Genomic DNA, 19,653 nt, shown 5'->3' with positions numbered 1-19,653 from the left:
GTCTCCGGCATTGGCGCATATGGGCTGGAGCGGACTGTAGGAGCGGCGGCGATTTGTGTATATTCACTGGTCAGTATACATAGGCGGATGCCCAGACCGTCCGAACCCACTCGCGAACGCATCATCCAGGCCGCAAGCGCGCTGTTCTACAACGAAGGCATCAGGCGCGTGAGCGTCGACGAGGTGGCGGCCAAGGCCGGCCTCACCAAGCGGACGCTGTATTATCACTTCAGGAGCAAGGACGATCTCGTCGCCGCCTATCTCGCCGCGCGCGATCAGCCCAATCTGGCGCTGTTCCGGAAATGGTTCGCGGAAGCCGACGGCGGCCTGCCCGTGAAGGTGGAGGCGATCTTCCGCAATCTGGCGCGCTCGGCACGGCACCCGAAGTGAAAGGGCTGCGGCTTCCTGCGCACCTCGGCCGAGCTCGCCAACATGCCCGGCCATCCCGCGATCAAGATCGGTGCCGCGCACAAGAAGAAGTTCGAGGACTGGCTGCGCGCGACCTTTGCGGCCGAAGGCATCGCCGATCCACTGCGGCTCGCGCGGCAGATGCTGTTGCTGCTGGATGGCTCATTCGCCGTCGTGCTGCTGCATCGCGACGCGAGCTACATGGAGACCGCGGGCGAGGCGGCGCGGTCGCTGATCGAGACGGCGCTGGCGAAGCCGGGGCGTAAGCGGCGTTAAATTCGCAGCAAATTCTCGCCGTCATTGCGAGGAGCTCGCAATGACGGTTACGATAGATCGTTGAGGCCACCACGCTCTTGCAGCATCGCCAACACGGCGTTCAGATCCGGCAACACGGCCGCGCATTTCGCGCGCGTCTGTTCGGTCGGCGGCGCCATGTCAGGCACCATCAGCGTGATGGCGCCGGCGGCGTGTGCGGCCGCGACGCCATGGTTGGAGTCTTCCACCGCGACGCAGGCCCGCGGGGCCACGCCAAGATGCGCGGCCGCCTTCAGATAGAGTTCCGGGTCCGGCTTGCCGTGGGTGACGTCGTCGAGGGTCAGAAGCGTGTCGAAGCGGTCGCGGATGCCGGCGACGGTGAGGTTGCGTTCGGCCGAGCGTCGCGACGACGAGGTGACGATCGCCATCGGGCGGTCGGCGGCGGCGAGTGCGTCGAGCAGCGGCAGCGTGCCGGGCTTCAGCGGCAGGCCCGATCGCATCATGGCGTCGCGATGATCGAGAAAGGCCTGATTGATATCGGCGAGCGGAAAGTCCGCGCCATAGCGGTCGAGCAGCAACGCCTCGCAGGCCGGTCCGGGCAGGCCGACCATGGAGTGGCACAGCGCGACGACACCGTCGTTGTAGCCGCAGCCGTTCAGCGCGGCGACCAAGCTGTCGAAATAGACTTTCTCAGTGTCGAGCAGGGTGCCGTCCATGTCGAGCAGGACAGCATCAACGGTCCATCGCTCGCTCACGCCGCACTCACGCTTGCGTGTTGTTCGGCCAGCTTCCGCAAGCATGCGGGACACAGGCAGTCGCCGCCGTCGGTCGGCATCGGCAGGCGAAAGCTCTCATCGGAACACCAGCACGGTCCTCCGAGCGTACAGGAGAATTCGGCACCGCATGTCGTGCAGGCGAGGCGGCGCGGCGAGGACTTTTCAGATCGATCGGTCATGACGAGAGGCGCATTCCTAACCGCGATTTAATCAACGAATTAATCTCGGGTTCATCTCGAGCCGCGCTATGATCCCGCGCAGATATAGCCGGAATATGCCGCCGAGGGAATTCAGATGGCCCGAGATTCGCACGCCGCCCTGGTCGCGCTCAATCGCTTCGGATTTGGTGCACGCGGCGGCGCATCCGGCGATCTCATCAACGCCGCATCCGATCCGCGCGGCTTCGTGATGGCGGAACTGTCGCGCCCTAACGGCGGGTTGCTCGAAGTTCCGGGTCTGCTCTCGACGCCGGAACTCGGCAAGCAGGTGTTCGATTATCAGTTCGAGGTCCGCAAGGCGCGCGAGGCCGCGAAGGTCGCGCAGTCCGCGGCAAGCGAGATGCCGGCGCAGGATGCGATGCAACCGCAGCGGCGCAACCTGTTGCCTAGCGCCGCCAAGCAGATCGCGGCGAAGGATCCTACAATGCAGGCGCGGACGGCCGACAGCGCCAACGCGGCGATGATGCCGGCCGGGATGCCGCCTGCGGCCGATCCACAGAAACCGCCGGCACGGCCACTCAACATCATCCAGAAGACGTTCCGTGCCGAGGCCCTGGCGCGGCTGCAGCGCGGCGTGGTCGCCGATTGCGGCTTCGTCGAACGTCTCGTCGTGTTCTGGTCCAATCATTTCTGTATCTCGGCCAACAAGGGTGCGCTGGCGCGGATGTGGGCGGGCTCGTTCGAGCGCGAGGCGATCCGCCCGCATGTGCTCGGCCGTTTCGCCGACATGCTGAAGGCGGTCGAGCAGCATCCGGCGATGCTGTTCTTCCTCGACAACCAGCAATCGCTCGGCCCGGACTCGCGGGCCGGCGTCAACCGCCACCGCGGGCTGAACGAGAACCTGGCGCGCGAGATCATGGAGCTGCATACGCTCGGCGTCGGCGGCGGCTATACGCAGGACGACGTGACATCGTTCGCGCGGGTGATCACGGGGTGGACCTTCGCCGGCCGGCAGGGCCGGATCGGCGCACCCGGCAGCTTCGTCTTTAATGCCAATGCGCATGAGCCGGGCCCACAGCAAGTGCTCGGCAAGACCTATGCGCAGACCGGCATCGCGCAGGGCGAGGCGGTGCTGTCGGACATCGCGCGGCACCCGTCGACGGCGAAGTTCATCGCCACCAAGCTGGTCCGCCATTTCGTCGCCGACGATCCGCCGCCGGCCCTGGTTGCGCGGTTGCAGGACGTCTTCACGACGACCGACGGCGACCTCAAGGCGGTCGCCACCACCCTCGTCCGGTCCGACGAGGCCTGGCAGGCGCCGCTGACCAAGATGCGCAGCCCTTACGATTTCCTGATCGCGACCGGCCGCCTCTTGGCGCGCACCCCCGATGATCCCGGCCGCTATCTCAACGGCCTCAGCGTGCTCGGCCAGCCGCTGTGGACGCCGGCCGGCCCGAACGGCTTCCCAGATACCAGCGCGGCCTGGGCTGCGCCGGAAGGGCTGAAGCTGCGGCTTGATATTGCTGCACAGCTCGGCGCCACGCTCGGGGACCGGCTCGACCCGCGCGACCTGCTCGAGCTCGCCGCGGCGGATGCGGCCTCGCCCGAGACCCGGCGCACCGTCGAGCGCGCGGAATCGCGCCAGCAGGCGCTGGCGCTGCTGCTGATGTCGCCGGAATTCCAGAGGAGATGACGATGGAGTGCTGTGAGAGCCTGACGATGCAGGCGACATCGCGCCGTGCGCTGCTGCTCGGCGGCGCGTCCTTTGCGGCCTGGGCCTACTTGCCGAAATTCGCACGCGCGGCCGATGGCCGCGATCCGCGGCTGGTCGTCGTGGTCCTGCGCGGCGCGCTCGATGGGCTCGCCACCGTCGCGCCGATCGGCGATCCCGATTATGCCGGCCTGCACGGCGCGATCGCGCTGAAGGCCGACGGGCCGAATGCGGCGGTGATGCTCGATCCGTTCTTCGGCCTGCATCCGGCGATGCCGGAGTTCGCGCGGATGTACCGCGCCAAGCAGGCTGCGGTGATCCATGCGGTTGCGACCTCCTATCGCGATCGCTCGCATTTTGACGGGCAGGACGTGCTCGAGAGCGGCTTCCCCGGGCCGGGCCGCGTGCAGTCCGGCTGGCTCAACCGCGCGCTGGAGGCGTTGCCGAAGGGCGAGCGGGTGACGAGCGCGCTCGCGGTCGGCCCGACCACGCCGCTGGTGCTGCGCGGCGCGGCGCCGACTGTCGGCTGGTCCCCGGTCGCGCTGCCGCAGGCTGCTGACGACACCGCGATGCGGCTTGTCGATCTCTATCAGCACCGCGATCCCGCGCTGGCGAGTGCGCTGACGCAGGGCCTGCAGCTCGAGAAGCAGGCGCAGGGTAGCGACATGAAGCCGAAGCCCGGCATGAACGGCGTCGGCGCGATGCGGCTGGTGGCGCGCGGCGCGGCCAAGCTGATGGCGGCCGACGACGGCCCGCGCATCGGCGCGCTCGCCTTCGACGGCTGGGACACCCACGCCAATGAGGGTGGCCCGGTCGGCCGCCTCGCACAACTGCTCGGCGGCCTCGACGGCGCGCTGGCGGAATTCGAGAGCGGCTTGGGCGACCGCTGGCGCGACACCGTCATCGTGGTCGCCACCGAGTTCGGCCGCACCGCGCGCATCAATGGCACCGAGGGCACCGACCACGGCACCGGCACCATCGCGCTGCTCGCCGGCGGCGCGGTGAAGGGCGGCCGCATGATCACGGACTGGCCAGGGCTGAAACCCGCCAACCTCTACCAGTCCCGCGACCTCGCTCCGACCACGGATCTGCGCGCGGTGATCAAGGGCGTGCTGCACGACCAACTCGGCATCGGCGAACGCGCGCTGGCCGATGCGGTGTTCCCCGACAGCGCACTGGTGAAGCCGATGAAGGGGTTGGTGGCTTGACTTCCTCAACCTCTCCCCGCTCTTCTGCGGGGAGAGGTCGGATTGCGCAGCAATCCGGGTGAGGGGCAAGGCAATGCGTGGCCGCAAGGAAATGCCGACCCGACTCGCGAGGCGGCTGCGCGCCAATCAAACAGACGCCGAAACCGTGCTGTGGAATCGCATCCGCAATCGTCAGATCGACGGCCACAAATTCGCGCGGCAGGTCCCGATCGGAATGTTTATCTGCGACTTCGTCTGCCGCGAGAAGCTGATCGTGATCGAAGTGGATGGCGGACAACATGCCGAGTCGGCTGCCGATGTGGTTCGTGATCGTTACCTCGTCAGCGAAGGATACCGCGTGCTTCGCTTCTGGAACAACGATGTACTCGGCAACATTGAGGGTGTCCTGATGACAATTCAAACCGAGTTGCGTGGATAAAGCCCCTCACCCCGACCCTCTCCCCGTGAAGAACGGGGAGAGGGAGTGGAGAGAGGGTGCCCGTATCGTCGGGTTGTCGATCTTTCTTTACCTCGCCCCGCTTGCGGGGAGAGGTCGGATCGCATCGCAAGATGCGATCCGGGTGAGGGGGTACAGGTCTCACGGCGATCCGAGCTTGCGGAGGCGGCCCCTCACCCCACCCCTCTCCCCGTGAAGAACGGGGAGAGGGAGTGAGAGTGCGGTGCCCACGGCCTTTCACCCCTTCGTGATCCGATCGATCTCGGCCATCTCCTCCGCGCTCAGCTTCCAGTTGATGGCCTTGACGTTCTGCTCGATCTGTTCGGGGCGGGTGGCGCCGGCGATGACGCTCGAGACTTGCGGGCGGGCGGCGAGCCAGGAGAAGGCGAGCTCTAGCATGGTGTGGCCACGCTCCTTGGCAAACGCCTGCAGCTTCTCGACGATGTCCTCGTTGCGCGGCGTGACGTAGCGATCCTTCAAGGCCGGCGCCTTGGCGAAGCGGGTGTCGGCGGGCGCGGCGGCGCCGCGCTGGTACTTGCCGGTCAGAAGACCGCTGGCGAGCGGGAAGAACGGTAGCAGGCCGAGATTGTATTCCTGCGCCGCCGGCAACAGGTCCCTCTCGATGCCGCGCACCAGGAGGCTGTACTCGTCCTGGCACGAGACGAAGCGGGCGACGTTGATCGCACGCGCGACGTACTCGGCTTCCGCGATGCGCCAGGCCGGGAAGTTGGAGTTGCCGATGTAGCGCACCTTGCCCTGACGGACGAGGTCGTCGAGCGCGCGCAGCGTCTCGTCGATTGGCGTCAGGGGATCGTAGTCGTGCTGCTGGTAGAGATCGATATAGTCGGTCTTCAGCCGCCGCAGGCTCGCTTCGACCGCCGACAGGATGTAGCGGCGCGAGGCGCCCTGCTTGGTGCCGTCGGAGGCCATCGGCTTGGCATATTTGGTGGCGAGCACGATGTCCTTGCGGCGGTCGCCCAGCACGGTGCCGAGCACGGTCTCCGAGCCGCCCTGGCCGGCATAGATGTCGGCGGTGTCGAACAGGGTGATGCCGAGATCGATCGCCTTGTGGATGACCTTGCGCGAGGTTTCCAGGTCGGTGCGCTGGCCGAAATTGTTGCAGCCGATGCCGACCGCGGATACGCGCAGGCCGGAGCCGCCGAGATTGCGAATTTCCATGAGAAGTCCTGTCGAAAATCGATCCGCATTGTCGCGTGGGGCAAGGTGCGGGCCTACCGCCGGCGGCGCATGGCAACGTCGCAAAAAAAGCGGTCCCGGTCAGACGCGGCGACTGACGGGGACCGCTCGGGGCGAAGATCCGAGACGGGGGGCCTGATCTTACGCAAGCCGGAGCCTAGCGGCGCATTGTAACGCGCCGGTGACACCTGATCTTGTCCACAAAGCCTCGGCAGGCCCGCTCAGAAGATCTTGCGGTAGATGACGAAGCCCGGCTTCTCCGCGACCTTGTCGTAGAGCTGCATCGCCGTGTGATTGGTCTCGTGGGTCTGCCAATAGACCCGCGGCGAGCCCGCAAGCTTCGCCTGCGTGTAGACGCCGTTGATCAGGGCGCGGCCGACGCCCTTGCCGCGCGCGGCCTCGTTGGTGAAGAGGTCTTGCAGGTAGCAGGTCGGCTCGATGGCCGTGGTCGACCGATGAAACAGGTAGTGCGTCAGCCCGAGCAGCTTGCCGCCTTGCTCGGCGACCAGCGCATACATCGGCTCGTAAGCATCGAAGAAGCGTTGCCACGTCACGGCGGTGATCTCGGGCGCCAGCGCCGTCGGCCCCGAGCGTCCGTAGAATGCGTTGTAACCGTCCCACAAAGGAAGCCACTGGGCGTAGTCATCCCGGGTGACGAAGCGGATGGTGACGTCGTCGGACATGAGTGATCCTGCGTTGAGCGATGCGCGCGAGCCGCTTGTCACGTTCTATCGTCGAGATCGTGCGGGATCAAATGCCGTACAAAGGCGCGCGAGGCCTTACTCGGCGGCGCGCAGCAGCCGCGCCAGTTGATGTTCGCTGCCACGCAGCGAACGATAGTACTCGGCCTCGGCAGGGTGGTCGGTATGCCGCACCAGATCGGTCACCGGCGTGTAGCTCAGCATGCGGCCGCCGTCAGGCAGCGCCGTACAACTGAAGCGCAGCACCTCGCCGCCGGCCAGGTTGAGGGTGATCGGCGTGGAATCGCCCGCGCGCATGTGCGCGGTACGCTCCGCAATGAATGCCCCCAGCTCGTCCTCGGGCATCTGCCACGCGCCGGTGTCGCGGGCGTGGTACATCAGCGCGATGAAGGGTGGCTTGGAATCGGCCTGCGCGTCCGAGAGCGCGAAGTAGTCGCGAAAGGCGCGGTTGATGAATTCCGCGCGGGTGTCGGCGTCGAGCAGCACGATGCCGATGTCGACCTGGTCGAGCGCGGCGGCGAGCCGTGCCGCGGTGGCGTGGTGCTCCTGCTCGGCCGCGAAGGCGTCGATCCATTTCCGCCGCAGCAATCCCGTGATCACCGCCGTGCCGGCAGCGGTGGCCGCCAGCATCAGCATCCGCGCGACGTCGGCGGCGTCATAACCGGGCACTGCGCGATGATCGAGGAAGAACAGTGCGGAGGCCGACACGGCGATCGCGGCGCTGATCAGCCCGGAGCTGATGCCGCTGATCGAGCTTGCGAGTGCGACGATGCAGACGAACAGCGGCGCCGGGTTGGGCACTGGGACGATGTGACGATCGATCAGGAAGGCGGCCAGCGCGATGGCCGCCGTCAGAGCCGGGCCTGAAATTGCACGCCAGTCGTACCGCATGCTCGTTCTCGTCGCTGTCGAGCAAAGAATAGGGCCGTCATTTGACGACCAGTCCGCAGCCCGCCGCTATTTCCGTCATCAGCGTTAAGGTGTGCTCGCTCAGGTCGCGCGAGCTTTCAATGCTTTCAAATCAAATGATATGCAGATCGGCATGAAACCCGGTTCCGCGCGTCCGGGTGCCGGCCGGATTTCAAGAGGACATCGATGCCTGCCATTTCGCCTTCGCTGCTGCCGATCCTGATGCTGTTTGCCTCGAATGTCTTCATGACCTTTGCCTGGTACGGCCACCTGAAGTTCAAGGGCCATGCGCTGCCCATCATCGTCCTTGTAAGCTGGGGCATCGCCTTCTTCGAATACTGGCTGGCGGTGCCGGCCAATCGCTGGGGCAGCGCGGTCTATTCGGCGGCGCAGCTCAAGACCATGCAGGAGGTGATCACGCTGGTCGTGTTTGCCTGCTTCTCGGTGCTGTACCTGAAGGAGCCCTTGGGCTGGAATCATGTGCTCGGCTTTGCCTTCATCGCCGTCGGCGCGTTCTTCATCTTCCACAAATGGAGCTGACCGCGCGGGGGCCTATCGGGCGGCGGGGGCGGCATGCGGCATGATGCGCATCGGATGCGCGCGGCCTTCGCCGCGCGTACCGGTCACGATCAGGAGCGAGGCGGCCAGCAGGATCGCCACCGTCAACGTCACGGTCACAAGTCCGACGGGTGTCTTCATCGTTCGAGCCGCGTTGTCTCCACCGCGCCTCGGCGCGGAAAGGTGCTTAGTTTCGAAAATGTGAGCTATGACGGGATCGGCATCGCCATGGTGACGTTGCTCGACAGCACCGTGATCGTGACGACAAGGCAAAGCGTCAGCGCGCAGAACGCGAGCGAGGCGGCGATCGCATTCGTCAGCCGGGGCGATGCGACAGGGGCAGGGCAGCTCCGGAAGCCTGCCGTGCCGGGCGACCGTATCATGGTCTAAATCCTTCAAGACGCGAGCGAATCACCCGCGACATCCGATCGAATCTGACGATCGTCGCCGGCAATATTGCGGCGGCCGAAGCCGGGAAAACGGCAGAAACAGGGCAGCGGGCACGGTTTTGCCCGCTATTTGGGCAGTTCTCCCGCTGTCCCCGCTATTCAGAGGCCGGCCACGAGGCGGGCCGGAGGCTCGTTCTCGGTTCCCGCCTGCCAGTCCATGGAGACGAAGCCCGGGGTCTGTTCGACCCGCCGGAGCCAGGCCCGGATCGACGGGAAGGTCGCGAGGTCGAAGTCGCAGCGGTCGGCGACGTGGGTGTAGCCGTAGAGCGCGATGTCGGCGACCGTTAACTGGTCCGCGGCGAAATAGGCGTGGTTCTTGAGGTGGTTTTCCATCACCTGCAGCGCCGCATAGCCGCGTTCCATCCAGTCCTCGAGCGCATGCGTCTGGAGGTCCCGTCCACCCCTGACCAGCGACAGCCAGAAATAGGCGGCGCCGATGTTCGGCTCCAGCGCGTGCTGTTCGAAGAACATCCACTGCAACGCCTCGGCGCGCTCGATCCGCGATTCGGGGGACAGCGGCGTGCCGGCCGTAACGTACCAGAGGATGGCATTGGACTCGGCGAGGTAGCGGCCGTCGGCCACTTCGAGCAACGGCACCTGGCCGCTCGGATTCTTGGCCAGGAATTCCGGTGTGCGGCTCTCGCCGCGCAGGATGTCGATCTCGATCGCTTCGTACGGTGTGTTCAGCACGGCCAGCGCCAAGCGAACCTTGTAGCTGTTGCCGGACCGCTGCATCGAATAGAGCTTGTACATTGCGTCGGGGTTCACTCGCTCGGAAGACGGAAATTCGAAGACTGCGCGGCTTGGCGCGCGGCCCGTCACGCCGCAACGCGCCTAAACAATGATGCCGATGGGGGAGCGTCGCAAGTCCCGGACAGTGGAAAAAGTCGAAACGCCTACCGCACTGCACGCGTGCAGAACGATTCCATCGACACGGCAGAACAACTCGGATCACGCTTGCGCGATGCTTGTGTGCGCTTGTCGACACGCGACGCCAACGCGTCATGGCGATCAACCTTAGCGTGCGCCGGACCAGCCGTCGCCGGGCTGGCGATGGGCATGCGTCTGGACCGTCCGGCAAGGTTCGGGAGGTCTCGCCGCGTGGCGTATTGTCCTCGGAGCAATTCGTCGCGCAGTGCGTGGCCGGAAGCAGGCCTGTCCGGCCACCGCAGCCCTTGCCGGATATGAGCGATTTGAGGTCGGAACTTTCGGAATGTTGCGCGCGCCTGAAGCCATGCGCGAAAGATTTCGGGCTTTGCCGCCAAGCTTCTTGCGACGCAGCGGCGAGAGGCCTAGGGTGCACCGATCCCATCCAAATCAAGTCGTGGCCGACCGCTCACGACGTTTGCCAGGAGATGATAATGGCCTTCCTGTCCGCTGCGCTCGACCGTGTGAAGCCGTCCGCGACGATCGCGGTCACGGACAAAGCACGCGCGCTGAAAGCCGCGGGCCGCAATGTCATCGGCCTCGGTGCCGGCGAGCCGGACTTCGACACCCCCGCCAACATCAAGCTGGCAGCGATCCGCGCGATCGAGGGCGGCAAGACCAAGTACACCGATGTCGGCGGCATTCCGGAGCTGAAGGAAGCCATCATCAACAAATTCCAGCGCGAGAACGGCCTGACCTACAAGCCGAACCAAGTCATCGTCGGCACCGGCGGCAAGCAGGTGCTGTACAACGCGCTGATGGCGACCATCAATCCGGGCGACGAGGTGATCATCCCGGCGCCGTACTGGGTCAGCTATCCCGAAATGGTGGCGCTCGCCGGTGGCGAGTCGGTGCCCGTGGTTTGCACGGCCGCGAGCGGCTTCAAGCTCAAGCCCGAGGATCTCGAGAAGGCAATCACGCCGAAGACCAAGTGGGTCATCCTGTGCTCGCCGTCGAACCCGACCGGCGCGGCCTATACGCGCGCCGAGCTGAAGGCGATCACCGACGTGCTGGTCCGGCATCCGCATGTCTGGGTGATGACCGACGACATGTACGAGCATCTGGTCTATGACGACTTCGTCTTCACCACCGCCGCGCAGGTCGAGCCGGCGCTCTATGAACGCACGCTGACCGTGAACGGCGTATCGAAGGCCTATTGCATGACCGGCTGGCGCATCGGCTATGCCGGTGGTCCGGCGCCGCTCATCAAGGCGATGGCGACGATCCAGTCGCAGTCGACCTCGAACCCGTCGTCGATCGCACAGTGGGCCTCGGTCGAGGCACTCAATGGACCGCAGGACTTCATCCCCGCGAACAACAAGGTGTTCAAGGAGCGGCGCGATCTCGTGGTGTCGATGCTGAACCAGGCGAGTGGTATCGAATGCCCGCGCCCCGAAGGTGCGTTCTACGTCTATCCATCCTGCTCAGGCACGATCGGCAAGAAGGGGCCGTCGGGCAAGCTGATCGGCAATGACGAGGACTTCGTCACCGAGCTGCTCGAGAGCGAGGGCGTCGCCGTCGTGCAAGGATCCGCGTTCGGGCTCGGGCCGGCATTCCGCATCTCCTACGCCACCAAGACCTCGGATCTCGAGGACGCCTGCAAACGCATCCAGCGCTTCTGCGGCAATCTGCGATAAGTCGCTTGCAAGAGAGATTCGCTCCCGCACAAGCTGCGGGAGCGTTGTCGCGCGTTTTGCAGTCGAGCACGCGGTGAATCCAAAACGAGCGTGTCAAATCACATCCTGCTCATCTGTCGCGTGAGCACGCACATCCCAATAGTCACACGCCGGAAGTTTTTACGGCATCTTTGCGGTCTGCCTTGTTTTGGACACGACCCTTCCCTTCTGTCCGCGCGCAATTCAGTTCACCTGCGGAGACAGACTAATGCGACTTTCGACACTAACCCTCGCCACGCTCGCGCTGCTGGCGCCGATCGCCACCGCCAACGCAGCGCCCCCGGTCGTTCAGGCCGGCGTCCTCGAGTGCCAGGGCGGGCAGAATGTCGGCTTCGTTGTCGGCTCCGTCACTCAGCTCGAATGCGTTTTCCAGACCGAAGGCCGCCGGCCGGAGGCTTACATTGCGACCGTGCGCCGCGTCGGCCTTGATCTCGGCGTCACCGCGCAGACGCAGCTCGCCTGGGCGGTCAGCGCGCCGGTCACCCGCGTCCCGCGCGGAGCGCTCGCCGGCAGCTATGGCGGCGTCGGCGTCAACGCGTCGGTCGGCCTCGGTGCGGGCGGCAACTTCCTCGTCGGTGGACCGGCGAATTCCTATGCGCTGCAGCCGATCAGCCTGCAGGGCCAGGCCGGCTTCAACGTCGCGGCCGGCATCGCCGCACTTGACCTCGAGCCGGTCCGCGTTGGCGGCCCGCGCCGGCACTATCACCGCCGGCATCACCACCACTAAGCCGGTGAAGTCCAAGAGGCCCGCGAAAGCGGGCCTCTTTTTTGTCTCTTGCTTTTATTTCGTGCCGGTCGCGGAGACTTGGCACCGACGGCAACGCCGCCACATGCTGTAACAATCCGGAGTTACCTCTCATTCTGGCGCGGCGTCGTGTGTTATGGCATAGCAAGCGCGGGCGCCGGGGCATGGCACCCGCTCTGTTCTCTGCTCGCATCACGCCTTCAGCCGGAGACCTCCCACCATGCGTCGTTTTATCTTTCTCGCCGGTGCCGCCGTCGTTGCGCTGGCGGCCTCGATCGCCAGCGTCACCGCGCAGCAGCCGATCCAGCGGGTGCAGGTCGGCGTCCTGGAATGCCGCGGCGGCGCAAGCATCGGATTCATCGTCGGCTCGGTCACCAATCTCGGTTGCGTGTTGCGAGCCGAGGGCGTGCCGGAGGATCGTTACATTGCGACCATCCGCAAGGTCGGCATCGATCTCGGCATCACGCAGGAGTCGGTGTTGGCCTGGGGCGTCTACGCTCCGGTTGCGCGGCTCGGGCCGGGTGCGCTCTCCGGCGACTATGCCGGCGCGCAGGGCAGCGCGACGCTTGGTGTCGGTGTCGGCGGCAACGTGTTGATCGGTGGGTCCGACAACACGATCGCGTTGCAGCCGCTGAGCGTGCAAGGCCAGGTCGGCGTCAATCTCGCCGCCGGGCTGGAGAGCCTCGAGCTACGCCCGGGACGCTAATCGTCGCGCGAACCACTCCCGCCTTGCCGAAGAGGCTGCGCGCCACTTCGGCGACGCGGTTGGCGTTCCGCTCACAGCGCTCGACAGTCACGGCGCCGCTCACGATCGCGTGGCGCGAGGAAAATAGGTCACTTGCCGTGCGGCACTTGCGTGCGATCGCGACACGTTGGCGTGACTTCACGCCGGCGCCAGCCACGGAACTGGAGCACAAGGCGCGAAAATCCGAACGTTAACGGGCCGGTCGCTTGATCGCGGCAAGGTTGCAAGACGCCGCACCGCAGCGACGTTTTCCCGCTTGCCAAACGCCTGACGCAGGCAGAGCATGAACGGTCGCCGACCCAATCACGGGCCGAGCTCCAGCACGAGGAGGCGGCAATGGGACAAGACGTCAGAAGTCCCCGAGGTCCACGGTGCATTGCATTGGTGGGCCCTTTCCAAAGCGGTAAAACCACACTTCTGGAAGCGATCATGGCGCGCACGGGCGCCATCAAGACTGCCGGCAGCGTCGATGCCGGAACCTCCGTCGGCGATGCCACCCCCGAGGCGCGTCAGCACAAGATGGGCGTGAGCTTGACCGCCGCCTCCACCACCTTCATGGGCGACACTTACACCTTTATCGATTGTCCCGGCTCGGTTGAATTCGCGCACGACATGCGTGCCGCGTTGCCGGCGATCGATGCCGCGGTCGTGGTCTGTGAGGCCGATGAGAAGAAGCTGCCGCAACTGCAAATCATCCTGCGCGAGCTCGAGGAGCTCGGCATTCCCCGTTTCCTGTTCCTCAACAAGATCGATCGTGCCAACGAGCGCATCCGCGAGACGCTCGCGATGCTGCAGCCCGCCTCGCGCGTGCCGCTGGTGCTGCGCCAGATTCCGATCTGGAACGGCGACTTGATCGAAGGCTTCGTCGATCTCGCGCTCGAGCGCGCCTTCGTCTATCGCGAGCACAAGCCGTCGGAGGTCGTAGCCCTCAAGGGCGGCGATCTCGATCGCGAGAAGGAAGCGCGCTTCTCGATGCTGGAGAAGCTCGCCGACCATGACGACGCGCTGATGGAGCAACTGCTGGAGGATATTCAGCCGCCGCGCGACGCGGTGTTCGATGACCTCGCGCGCGAACTGCGCGAAGGGCTGATCTGCCCGGTGCTGCTCGGCTCGGCGATCCGCGAGAACGGCGTGCTGCGGCTGATGAAGGCGCTGCGTCATGAAGCGCCCGGCGTTGCCGAGACCGCGAAGCGCCTTGGCACGTCCGATGCGAAGGATGCGCTGGCCTATGTGTTCAAGACCGTGCATCTGCAGCACGGCGGCAAGCTGTCGCTGGCGCGCGTGCTTGCGGGCCGCCTCGAGGACGGCGCGACGCTGCAATCCTCGTCCGGCGAAAGCGGCCGCGTTTCCGGCATCCTCGCGGTTTCCGGCGCGCACGACAGCAAGCGTTCGTCGGCCGAGGCCGGCGACGCCGTTGCGCTCGGCAAGCTCGATGCGATCAAGACCGCCGATACGGTCTCGAGCGGCAAGACCGCGCCCACATCGCTCGCCAAGGTTGAGCCGGCCGCGGCGGTGCTGTCGATCTCGATCGCTGCGACCGACCGCAAGGACGACGTCAAGCTCGGCCAGGCGCTGTTGCGGTTGAACGAGGAGGATCCATCGCTCACGATGGTCCAAAATCCGCACACCCACGACACCGTGCTGTGGGGGCAGGGTGAGATGCATCTGCGCGTCGCGCAGGAGCGGCTGAAAGACCGCTTCGGCGTCAACGTCAAATCACACGCGCCCGCGATCGGTTACCAGGAAACGATCCGCAAGCCGATCACCCAGCGCGGCCGGCACAAGAAGCAGTCCGGCGGCCATGGCCAGTTCGGCGACGTCGTGCTCGACATCAAACCGAAGCCCCGCGGTTCGGGATTCGAATTCCACGAGAAGGTGGTGGGTGGCGCGGTGCCGCGCAACTACATTCCCGCAGTGGAAGAGGGCGTCGTCGACGCTCTGGCACGCGGGCCGCTCGGCTTCCCGGTGATCGACATCGACGTCACGCTCACCGACGGCTCTTACCACAGCGTCGATTCCTCCGATCTGGCGTTCCGCACCGCGGCGCGGATCGGCATCAGCGAGGCGCTGCCGCAATGCCAGCCGGTGCTGCTGGAGCCGATCCACATGGTCGAGATCGTCTGTCCCACTGAGGCGACCGCCAAGATCAATGCGATCCTGTCGGCGCGCCGCGGGCAGATCCTCGGTTTCGACACCCGCGATGGCTGGACCGGATGGGACTGCGTCCGCGCCACCATGCCGGAAGCCGAGATCGGCGACCTCATCGTGGAACTGCGCTCGGCCACCGCCGGCGCCGGCAGCTTCACCCGCCAGTTCGACCGGATGGCCGAAGTAACCGGCCGCGCCGCAGACCAGATCATCGCCGCACATCGCGACGCGGCGTGATCTGATTGTCATTCCGGAGCGCTCGCGCCAGCGAGCGGATCCGGAATTTCGAGATTCCCCGATGCGCAATTGCGCATCTGAGGTATGGTCCGTCGGACCATCCCGGGATGGCCAATGAGATGCGCTTTTGGCAGTTTCCAAACGCATGCTTGAATCCCGCCGCAACGTGATGCTGGCGTGTGCGCTGAGCGGGCTCGCCGGCTATGTCGACGGCATCGGCTACCTGCATCTCGGCGGTCTGTTCGTCTCCTTCATGAGCGGCAACTCGACCCGGCTTGGCGTGAGCCTTTCCGAGGCGGATTGGAGGCCTGCTTTGGAGGCCTTCGGGCTGATCGTGCTGTTCGTCGTGGGCGCGGCGGCCGGCAGCTTGATCGTGCTCAGCCGCATCGCGCATCGCCAGCCCGTGATCCTGCTCGCCGAGGCGCTGCTGCTCACGGTCGCCGCCGCCGCCCACGAATTCGATCGGCCGAACAGCGCGATCGCGGCGATCGTGTTGGCTATGGGACTGGAAAACGCCGTATTCCAACTCGACGGCGGCGGGCTCGGTCTCACCTATGTCACCGGGGCGCTGGTCAAGGTTGGCCAGTTGATCGCCGCGGCCCTGACCGGCGGCGCGGGCTGGGCCTGGCTGCCCAATCTGCTGTTGTGGGCGGCGCTGGTCGCCGGTGCGCTGCTCGGGGCACTTGCCTACCGCTGGATCAACCTCGCCGCGATCTGGTTCGCTGCGGGCACCGCGTTCGCGCTCAGCATGCTGGCGGCCCAAACCGCGAAGCGGACGGATTGACAGCGACAGCGGCTTGGCCGATGTCACGGGCATGACATCGTCCTCCAAAACCCGCGCCGCGTGCCTGATCGGCTGGCCGGCGGCGCATTCCCGCTCGCCGCTGATCCATCATTACTGGCTGCGCACACTCGGCATCGAGGGCGGCTATGTGATCGAGGCGGTGCCTCCGGACGATTTCCAGGATTTCCTGTTTCGTTTGGCGCTGCGCGGCTTCGTCGGCGCCAACGTCACCATCCCGCACAAGGAGCGCGCGCTGGCGTTGTCGACGCCGGACGACCGCGCCCGCGCCATCGGCGCCGCCAATACGCTGTGGTTTGCCGACGGTGAATTGCGTTCGACCAACACTGATATCGAAGGCTTCATCAACAATCTCGACGCCTGTGCGCCCGGCTGGGACAAGACCGAGGACGCGCTGGTGCTCGGCGCCGGCGGCGCGGCGCGCGCAGTGGTGTTCGGCCTGGTCGAGCGCGGCATCGCCCGCGTGCATCTCGTCAACCGCACCATCGGCCGCGCCCGCGCGCTGGCCGATCAGTTTGGCGGCAACGTTGTTCCCGCGGCCTGGGATGCGGTCAACGAGTTGCTGCCGCGCGCAGGGCTTCTGGTGAACACGACATCGCTCGGCATGCACGGCCAGCCTGCACTCGAGATCGATGTCGGCCGGTTGCCGCAATCGGCCGTCGTTTCCGATCTCGTCTATGTGCCGCTGGTGACGCCGCTGCTTGCAGCGGCAAAGGCGCGCGGGCTTGATACCGCCGACGGGCTCGGCATGCTCCTGCACCAGGCGGTGCGCGGCTTTGAGCTGTGGTTCGGGCAGCGTCCGCAGGTCACCCCCGAACTGCGCGCGCTGGTCGAGGCCGATCTCACAAAGACTTGAGGCACGGAATAGGGTCGCAAGGCAGGGGTCCAGTGTTGGGTCAGGTTATGACCCGGAGACCACGCCATGCCGTTCCGCCCTAATCCATTCGTCCGTCCGTCTATCGCGCTAGCGATGGTGGCGGCGTCCACGCTCTATGCGCTCGCGCAACAGCCGCCCACACCGACGCGGGTTCGTGGAACCATCGAGAGCGTCGACGGCGATACGCTCGCGGTGAAGTCACGCAGCGGTGAAGAGGTCAAGCTGCACATGACGAACAACGTCGTTGTGCTCGGCCTCACCAAGGTCGCGCTGTCGGACATCAAGGTCGGTTCCTTCATCGGCACCACCACGGTGCCCGGACCCGATGGCGTGCCGAAGGCGGTCGAGGTGCATGTGTTCCCCGAGAGCATGCGCGGCACCGGCGAAGGCTCGCGGCCCTGGGATCTCAAACCCAACAGCAGCATGACAAACGCGACGGTCGCGCAATCCGTCGTCGGCAATGACGGTCATACGCTGCTGGTGAAATACAAGGACGGCGAGAAGAAAGTCGTGGTGCCGCCCGAGGCGCCGGTTGTGACCTATGTTCCGGGCGACAAGTCGGACCTGAAGGCCGGCGCCAAGGTCATCGCCTTCATGAAGAAAGGGCCGGATGGCACCATCGAGACCGATCGCGTCAGCGTCGGCCGCGATGGGCTCACCCCGCCGATGTGACGGTTCGGTAGCGCGGAGGAGCCAACGGGTCGCGAACGCGTGCCCGATGACAGGTTCCGCGACACTCTCGACAGTGCCGAGCGCTGGGGTCCCCGGATGTCGCTTCGCTCCATCCGGGCAACGGGTCTTTGGAATACCTGCACGTCGCCGGTGTTTCCACATCTGCCAGCCAATCCTCGGGGACAACCATCATGCCAAAATCGTCTTTGATCGCGGCGTTGCTCGCCGTTGCCTTCGCCTCGCTCGCATCCGCACAGCAGCCGCCGACGGTGCGCATCCGCGGCACCATCGAGGCTGTCGACGGCCCGGTGTTGTCGATCAAGTCGCGCGACGGCACCGACATGAAAGTGCGCATGACCGACAATGCGGCGGTGTTCGGCGTTGCCAAGACCGACCTGTCCGAGATCAAGCCGGGGTCCTACATCGGCGTCACCGCGATGCCGGAGCCGGACGGAACGCAGAAGGCGATCGCGGTGCACATCTTCCCCGAAAACCAGCGCGGCGCCGCGGAGGGTTTCCGTCCCTGGGATCTGCGGGCCAATTCGACCATGACCAATGCGACGGTCGCGGAGACGGTGAAGGGGACCGAGGGCCAGAACATCCTGGTGAAGTACAAGGACGGCGAGAAGAAAGTCGTGGTGCCGCCCGGCACGCCGGTGGTGACCTTCGTGGCCGGGGACAAGTCCGAGATCAAGCCGGGCGTCAAGATCATCATCTTCGGCGCGGTGAAGAAGGACGACGGCACGCTGGAAGCCAATCGTGTCAATGTCGGCCGCGATGGGATTACCCCACCGATGTAAGGAGAGAAAGGCTCTCTCAACGATGTCGTCCCGGCGAAGGTCGGGACGACGATTGCGTGAGAGGCGATAGCGGCTACATCACACCGCCAGCACGTGGTCGTCGATCTCGGCGATCGTGTTGACGCCACACAGCCCCATCGTGGTGGTGAGCTCCTTCGCCAGGATGTCGATCGCCTTGGCGACGCCTTCCTGCCCGCCGGCGCCAAGGCCATAGGCATAGGCGCGGCCGATCATGCAGGATTTCGCGCCGAGCGCGAGCGCGCGCATCACGTCCATGCCGGTGCGGATGCCGCCGTCGAACATGATCTCCATCTTCGAGCCGACCGCATCGGCGATCTCGGGCAACACCTCGATTGAGGACGGCGCACCGTCGAGCTGACGGCCGCCATGGTTGGAGACCACGATCGCCTGCGCGCCGGTCTTGGCGGCGAGCTCGGCATCCTCGACATCGAGGATGCCCTTCAGGATCAGCTTGCCCGGCCAGATGCTGCGGATCCACTCGATGTCCTTCCAGTTCAGCGAGGTGTCGAACTGGGAGGCGGTCCATTCCGACAGCTTGGTGAGGTCTTCGGTGCCCTTGACGTGCCCGGCGATGTTGCCGAACGTGCGGCGCTTGCCGCGCAGCACGCCGGACACCCAGGCCGGCTTGGTCGCGAAATCGACCAGCTTCGACAGCGACCATTCCGGCGGCACCGTCATGCCGTTCTTGATGTCCTGGTGGCGCTGACCGATCACCTGCAGGTCGACGGTCAAAACCAGTGCCGAGCACTTCGCCGCGATCGCGCGCTCGATCAGCGACTTGATGAAGCCGCGGTCCTTCATGACGTAGAGCTGAAACCAGAACGGCTTGTCGACGGCCGCCGCGATGTCCTCGATCGAGCAGATCGACATCGTGCTTTGGGTGAAGGGAATGCCAGCCGCCTGCGCCGCGCGGCAGGCATAGATCTCACCGTCACCATGCTGCATGCCGAGCAGGCCGACCGGCGCCAGGATCAGCGGCATCGCTGCGGGCTCGCCGAGGATCGTGGTCGACAGGCTGCGCTTGGACACGTCGACCAGGATGCGCTGGCGGAACTTGATCTGCTGCAGGTCGGCGGAATTGGCGCGCAGCGTGTCCTCGGTGTAGGAGCCGCGGTCCGCGTAATCGAAAAACGCCTTCGGTACCCGGCGCTTGTGCAACTGGCGCAAATCTTCGATGCAGGTAATGTGCTTCATGGACGTTCCCGGCCTTCCTCTGTCGCAAGTCTTGCAGATGTAC

Annotated in this window: 20 protein-coding genes and 1 pseudogene; 14 read left to right on the top strand and 7 right to left on the bottom strand. The window is 65.6% G+C overall.

Annotated features, from left to right (window positions below; translation table 11 throughout):
- Positions 1 to 87: 87 nt before the first annotated feature.
- Positions 88 to 684, top strand: a pseudogene (locus P6U25_RS32220) (TetR/AcrR family transcriptional regulator).
- A gap of 47 nt (positions 685 to 731) precedes the next feature.
- Here P6U25_RS32220 and P6U25_RS32215 read toward each other — a convergent pair.
- Positions 732 to 1,418: an HAD family hydrolase gene (locus P6U25_RS32215; protein WP_407148766.1), complete on the bottom strand. Its 687-nt coding sequence runs from the start codon at positions 1,416 to 1,418 to the stop codon at positions 732 to 734.
- A 315-nt stretch (positions 1,419 to 1,733) separates the two neighbouring features.
- Here P6U25_RS32215 and P6U25_RS32210 point away from each other — a divergent pair, with 315 nt between their 5' ends.
- The 3 genes from P6U25_RS32210 (at position 1,734) to P6U25_RS32200 (ending at position 4,934) form a co-directional block, all read left to right on the top strand.
- Complete coding sequence (locus P6U25_RS32210) at positions 1,734 to 3,290, top strand: DUF1800 family protein (protein ID WP_407148765.1); 1,557 nt, start codon at positions 1,734 to 1,736, stop codon at positions 3,288 to 3,290.
- Positions 3,287 to 4,516, top strand: a complete 1,230-nt coding sequence (locus P6U25_RS32205) for a DUF1501 domain-containing protein (protein WP_407148764.1) — start codon at positions 3,287 to 3,289, stop codon at positions 4,514 to 4,516. The genes P6U25_RS32210 and P6U25_RS32205 overlap by 4 nt, the downstream gene beginning before the upstream one ends.
- Positions 4,517 to 4,589: 73 nt before the next feature.
- On the top strand, positions 4,590 to 4,934 hold the full coding sequence (locus P6U25_RS32200; protein ID WP_407148763.1) for an endonuclease domain-containing protein: 345 nt from the start codon (positions 4,590 to 4,592) through the stop codon (positions 4,932 to 4,934).
- Between the two features lie 255 nt (positions 4,935 to 5,189).
- Here the strand turns inward: P6U25_RS32200 and P6U25_RS32195 are convergent, their stop codons facing one another.
- From P6U25_RS32195 to P6U25_RS32185, 3 genes are all read right to left on the bottom strand, one after another.
- Positions 5,190 to 6,131: an aldo/keto reductase gene (locus P6U25_RS32195; protein WP_407148762.1), complete on the bottom strand. Its 942-nt coding sequence runs from the start codon at positions 6,129 to 6,131 to the stop codon at positions 5,190 to 5,192.
- Positions 6,132 to 6,370: 239 nt separating this feature from the next.
- Complete coding sequence (locus P6U25_RS32190) at positions 6,371 to 6,832, bottom strand: GNAT family N-acetyltransferase (RefSeq protein WP_407148761.1); 462 nt, start codon at positions 6,830 to 6,832, stop codon at positions 6,371 to 6,373.
- Between the two features lie 96 nt (positions 6,833 to 6,928).
- Positions 6,929 to 7,741, bottom strand: a complete 813-nt coding sequence (locus P6U25_RS32185; protein WP_407148760.1) for a PAS-domain containing protein — start codon at positions 7,739 to 7,741, stop codon at positions 6,929 to 6,931.
- A 204-nt stretch (positions 7,742 to 7,945) separates the two neighbouring features.
- Here P6U25_RS32185 and P6U25_RS32180 point away from each other — a divergent pair, with 204 nt between their 5' ends.
- On the top strand, positions 7,946 to 8,299 hold the full coding sequence (locus P6U25_RS32180) for a DMT family protein (protein WP_407148759.1): 354 nt from the start codon (positions 7,946 to 7,948) through the stop codon (positions 8,297 to 8,299).
- A 12-nt stretch (positions 8,300 to 8,311) separates the two neighbouring features.
- Here P6U25_RS32180 and P6U25_RS32175 read toward each other — a convergent pair whose 3' ends face one another.
- Positions 8,312 to 8,458, bottom strand: coding sequence for a hypothetical protein (locus P6U25_RS32175; protein ID WP_407148758.1), 147 nt, complete (start codon positions 8,456 to 8,458; stop codon positions 8,312 to 8,314).
- Between the two features lie 42 nt (positions 8,459 to 8,500).
- Here P6U25_RS32175 and P6U25_RS32170 point away from each other — a divergent pair, with 42 nt between their 5' ends.
- Positions 8,501 to 8,707: a hypothetical protein gene (locus P6U25_RS32170; protein ID WP_407148757.1), complete on the top strand. Its 207-nt coding sequence runs from the start codon at positions 8,501 to 8,503 to the stop codon at positions 8,705 to 8,707.
- A gap of 158 nt (positions 8,708 to 8,865) precedes the next feature.
- Here the strand turns inward: P6U25_RS32170 and P6U25_RS32165 are convergent, their stop codons facing one another.
- Positions 8,866 to 9,519, bottom strand: coding sequence for a glutathione S-transferase family protein (locus P6U25_RS32165; protein ID WP_407148756.1), 654 nt, complete (start codon positions 9,517 to 9,519; stop codon positions 8,866 to 8,868).
- Between the two features lie 608 nt (positions 9,520 to 10,127).
- Here P6U25_RS32165 and P6U25_RS32160 point away from each other — a divergent pair.
- The 8 genes from P6U25_RS32160 to P6U25_RS32125 all read left to right on the top strand — a co-directional run bounded on the left by P6U25_RS32160 (position 10,128) and on the right by P6U25_RS32125 (position 18,395).
- Positions 10,128 to 11,330 carry a pyridoxal phosphate-dependent aminotransferase gene (locus P6U25_RS32160; RefSeq protein WP_407148755.1) on the top strand — a complete coding sequence of 401 codons (1,203 nt, stop codon included), beginning with the start codon at positions 10,128 to 10,130 and terminating at the stop codon, positions 11,328 to 11,330.
- 247 nt (positions 11,331 to 11,577) lie between these two features.
- Positions 11,578 to 12,096 (top strand): DUF992 domain-containing protein, encoded by a 519-nt coding sequence (locus tag P6U25_RS32155; protein WP_407148754.1) that lies wholly within the window; start codon positions 11,578 to 11,580, stop codon positions 12,094 to 12,096.
- Between the two features lie 238 nt (positions 12,097 to 12,334).
- Positions 12,335 to 12,820 (top strand): DUF992 domain-containing protein, encoded by a 486-nt coding sequence (locus tag P6U25_RS32150; protein WP_407148753.1) that lies wholly within the window; start codon positions 12,335 to 12,337, stop codon positions 12,818 to 12,820.
- Between the two features lie 375 nt (positions 12,821 to 13,195).
- The gene (locus P6U25_RS32145; protein ID WP_407148752.1) at positions 13,196 to 15,244 is read left to right on the top strand and encodes an elongation factor G; all 2,049 of its coding nucleotides are present in this window, start codon (positions 13,196 to 13,198) and stop codon (positions 15,242 to 15,244) included.
- A gap of 145 nt (positions 15,245 to 15,389) precedes the next feature.
- A complete protein-coding gene (locus tag P6U25_RS32140) occupies positions 15,390 to 16,028 on the top strand; it encodes a YoaK family protein (protein ID WP_407148751.1) in 639 nt (212 codons plus the stop codon).
- Positions 16,029 to 16,059: 31 nt separating this feature from the next.
- Entirely contained in the window at positions 16,060 to 16,902 is an 843-nt protein-coding gene (locus tag P6U25_RS32135) for a shikimate dehydrogenase (RefSeq protein WP_407152674.1), read from the top strand.
- 114 nt (positions 16,903 to 17,016) lie between these two features.
- On the top strand, positions 17,017 to 17,595 hold the full coding sequence (locus tag P6U25_RS32130) for a hypothetical protein (protein ID WP_407152673.1): 579 nt from the start codon (positions 17,017 to 17,019) through the stop codon (positions 17,593 to 17,595).
- Between the two features lie 191 nt (positions 17,596 to 17,786).
- Positions 17,787 to 18,395 (top strand): hypothetical protein, encoded by a 609-nt coding sequence (locus tag P6U25_RS32125; RefSeq protein WP_407148750.1) that lies wholly within the window; start codon positions 17,787 to 17,789, stop codon positions 18,393 to 18,395.
- A 78-nt stretch (positions 18,396 to 18,473) separates the two neighbouring features.
- Here the strand turns inward: P6U25_RS32125 and P6U25_RS32120 are convergent, their stop codons facing one another.
- Entirely contained in the window at positions 18,474 to 19,610 is a 1,137-nt protein-coding gene (locus P6U25_RS32120) for an L-lactate dehydrogenase (RefSeq protein WP_407148749.1), read from the bottom strand.
- Positions 19,611 to 19,653 lie beyond the last annotated feature (43 nt).

The sequence above is a fragment of the Bradyrhizobium sp. ORS 86 genome (assembly GCF_045571475.1).
Lineage (GTDB): Bacteria > Pseudomonadota > Alphaproteobacteria > Rhizobiales > Xanthobacteraceae > Bradyrhizobium.
The sequence above is the reverse complement of the archived record's forward strand: the minus strand, read 5'-3'. Positions and strand labels throughout refer to the sequence as shown.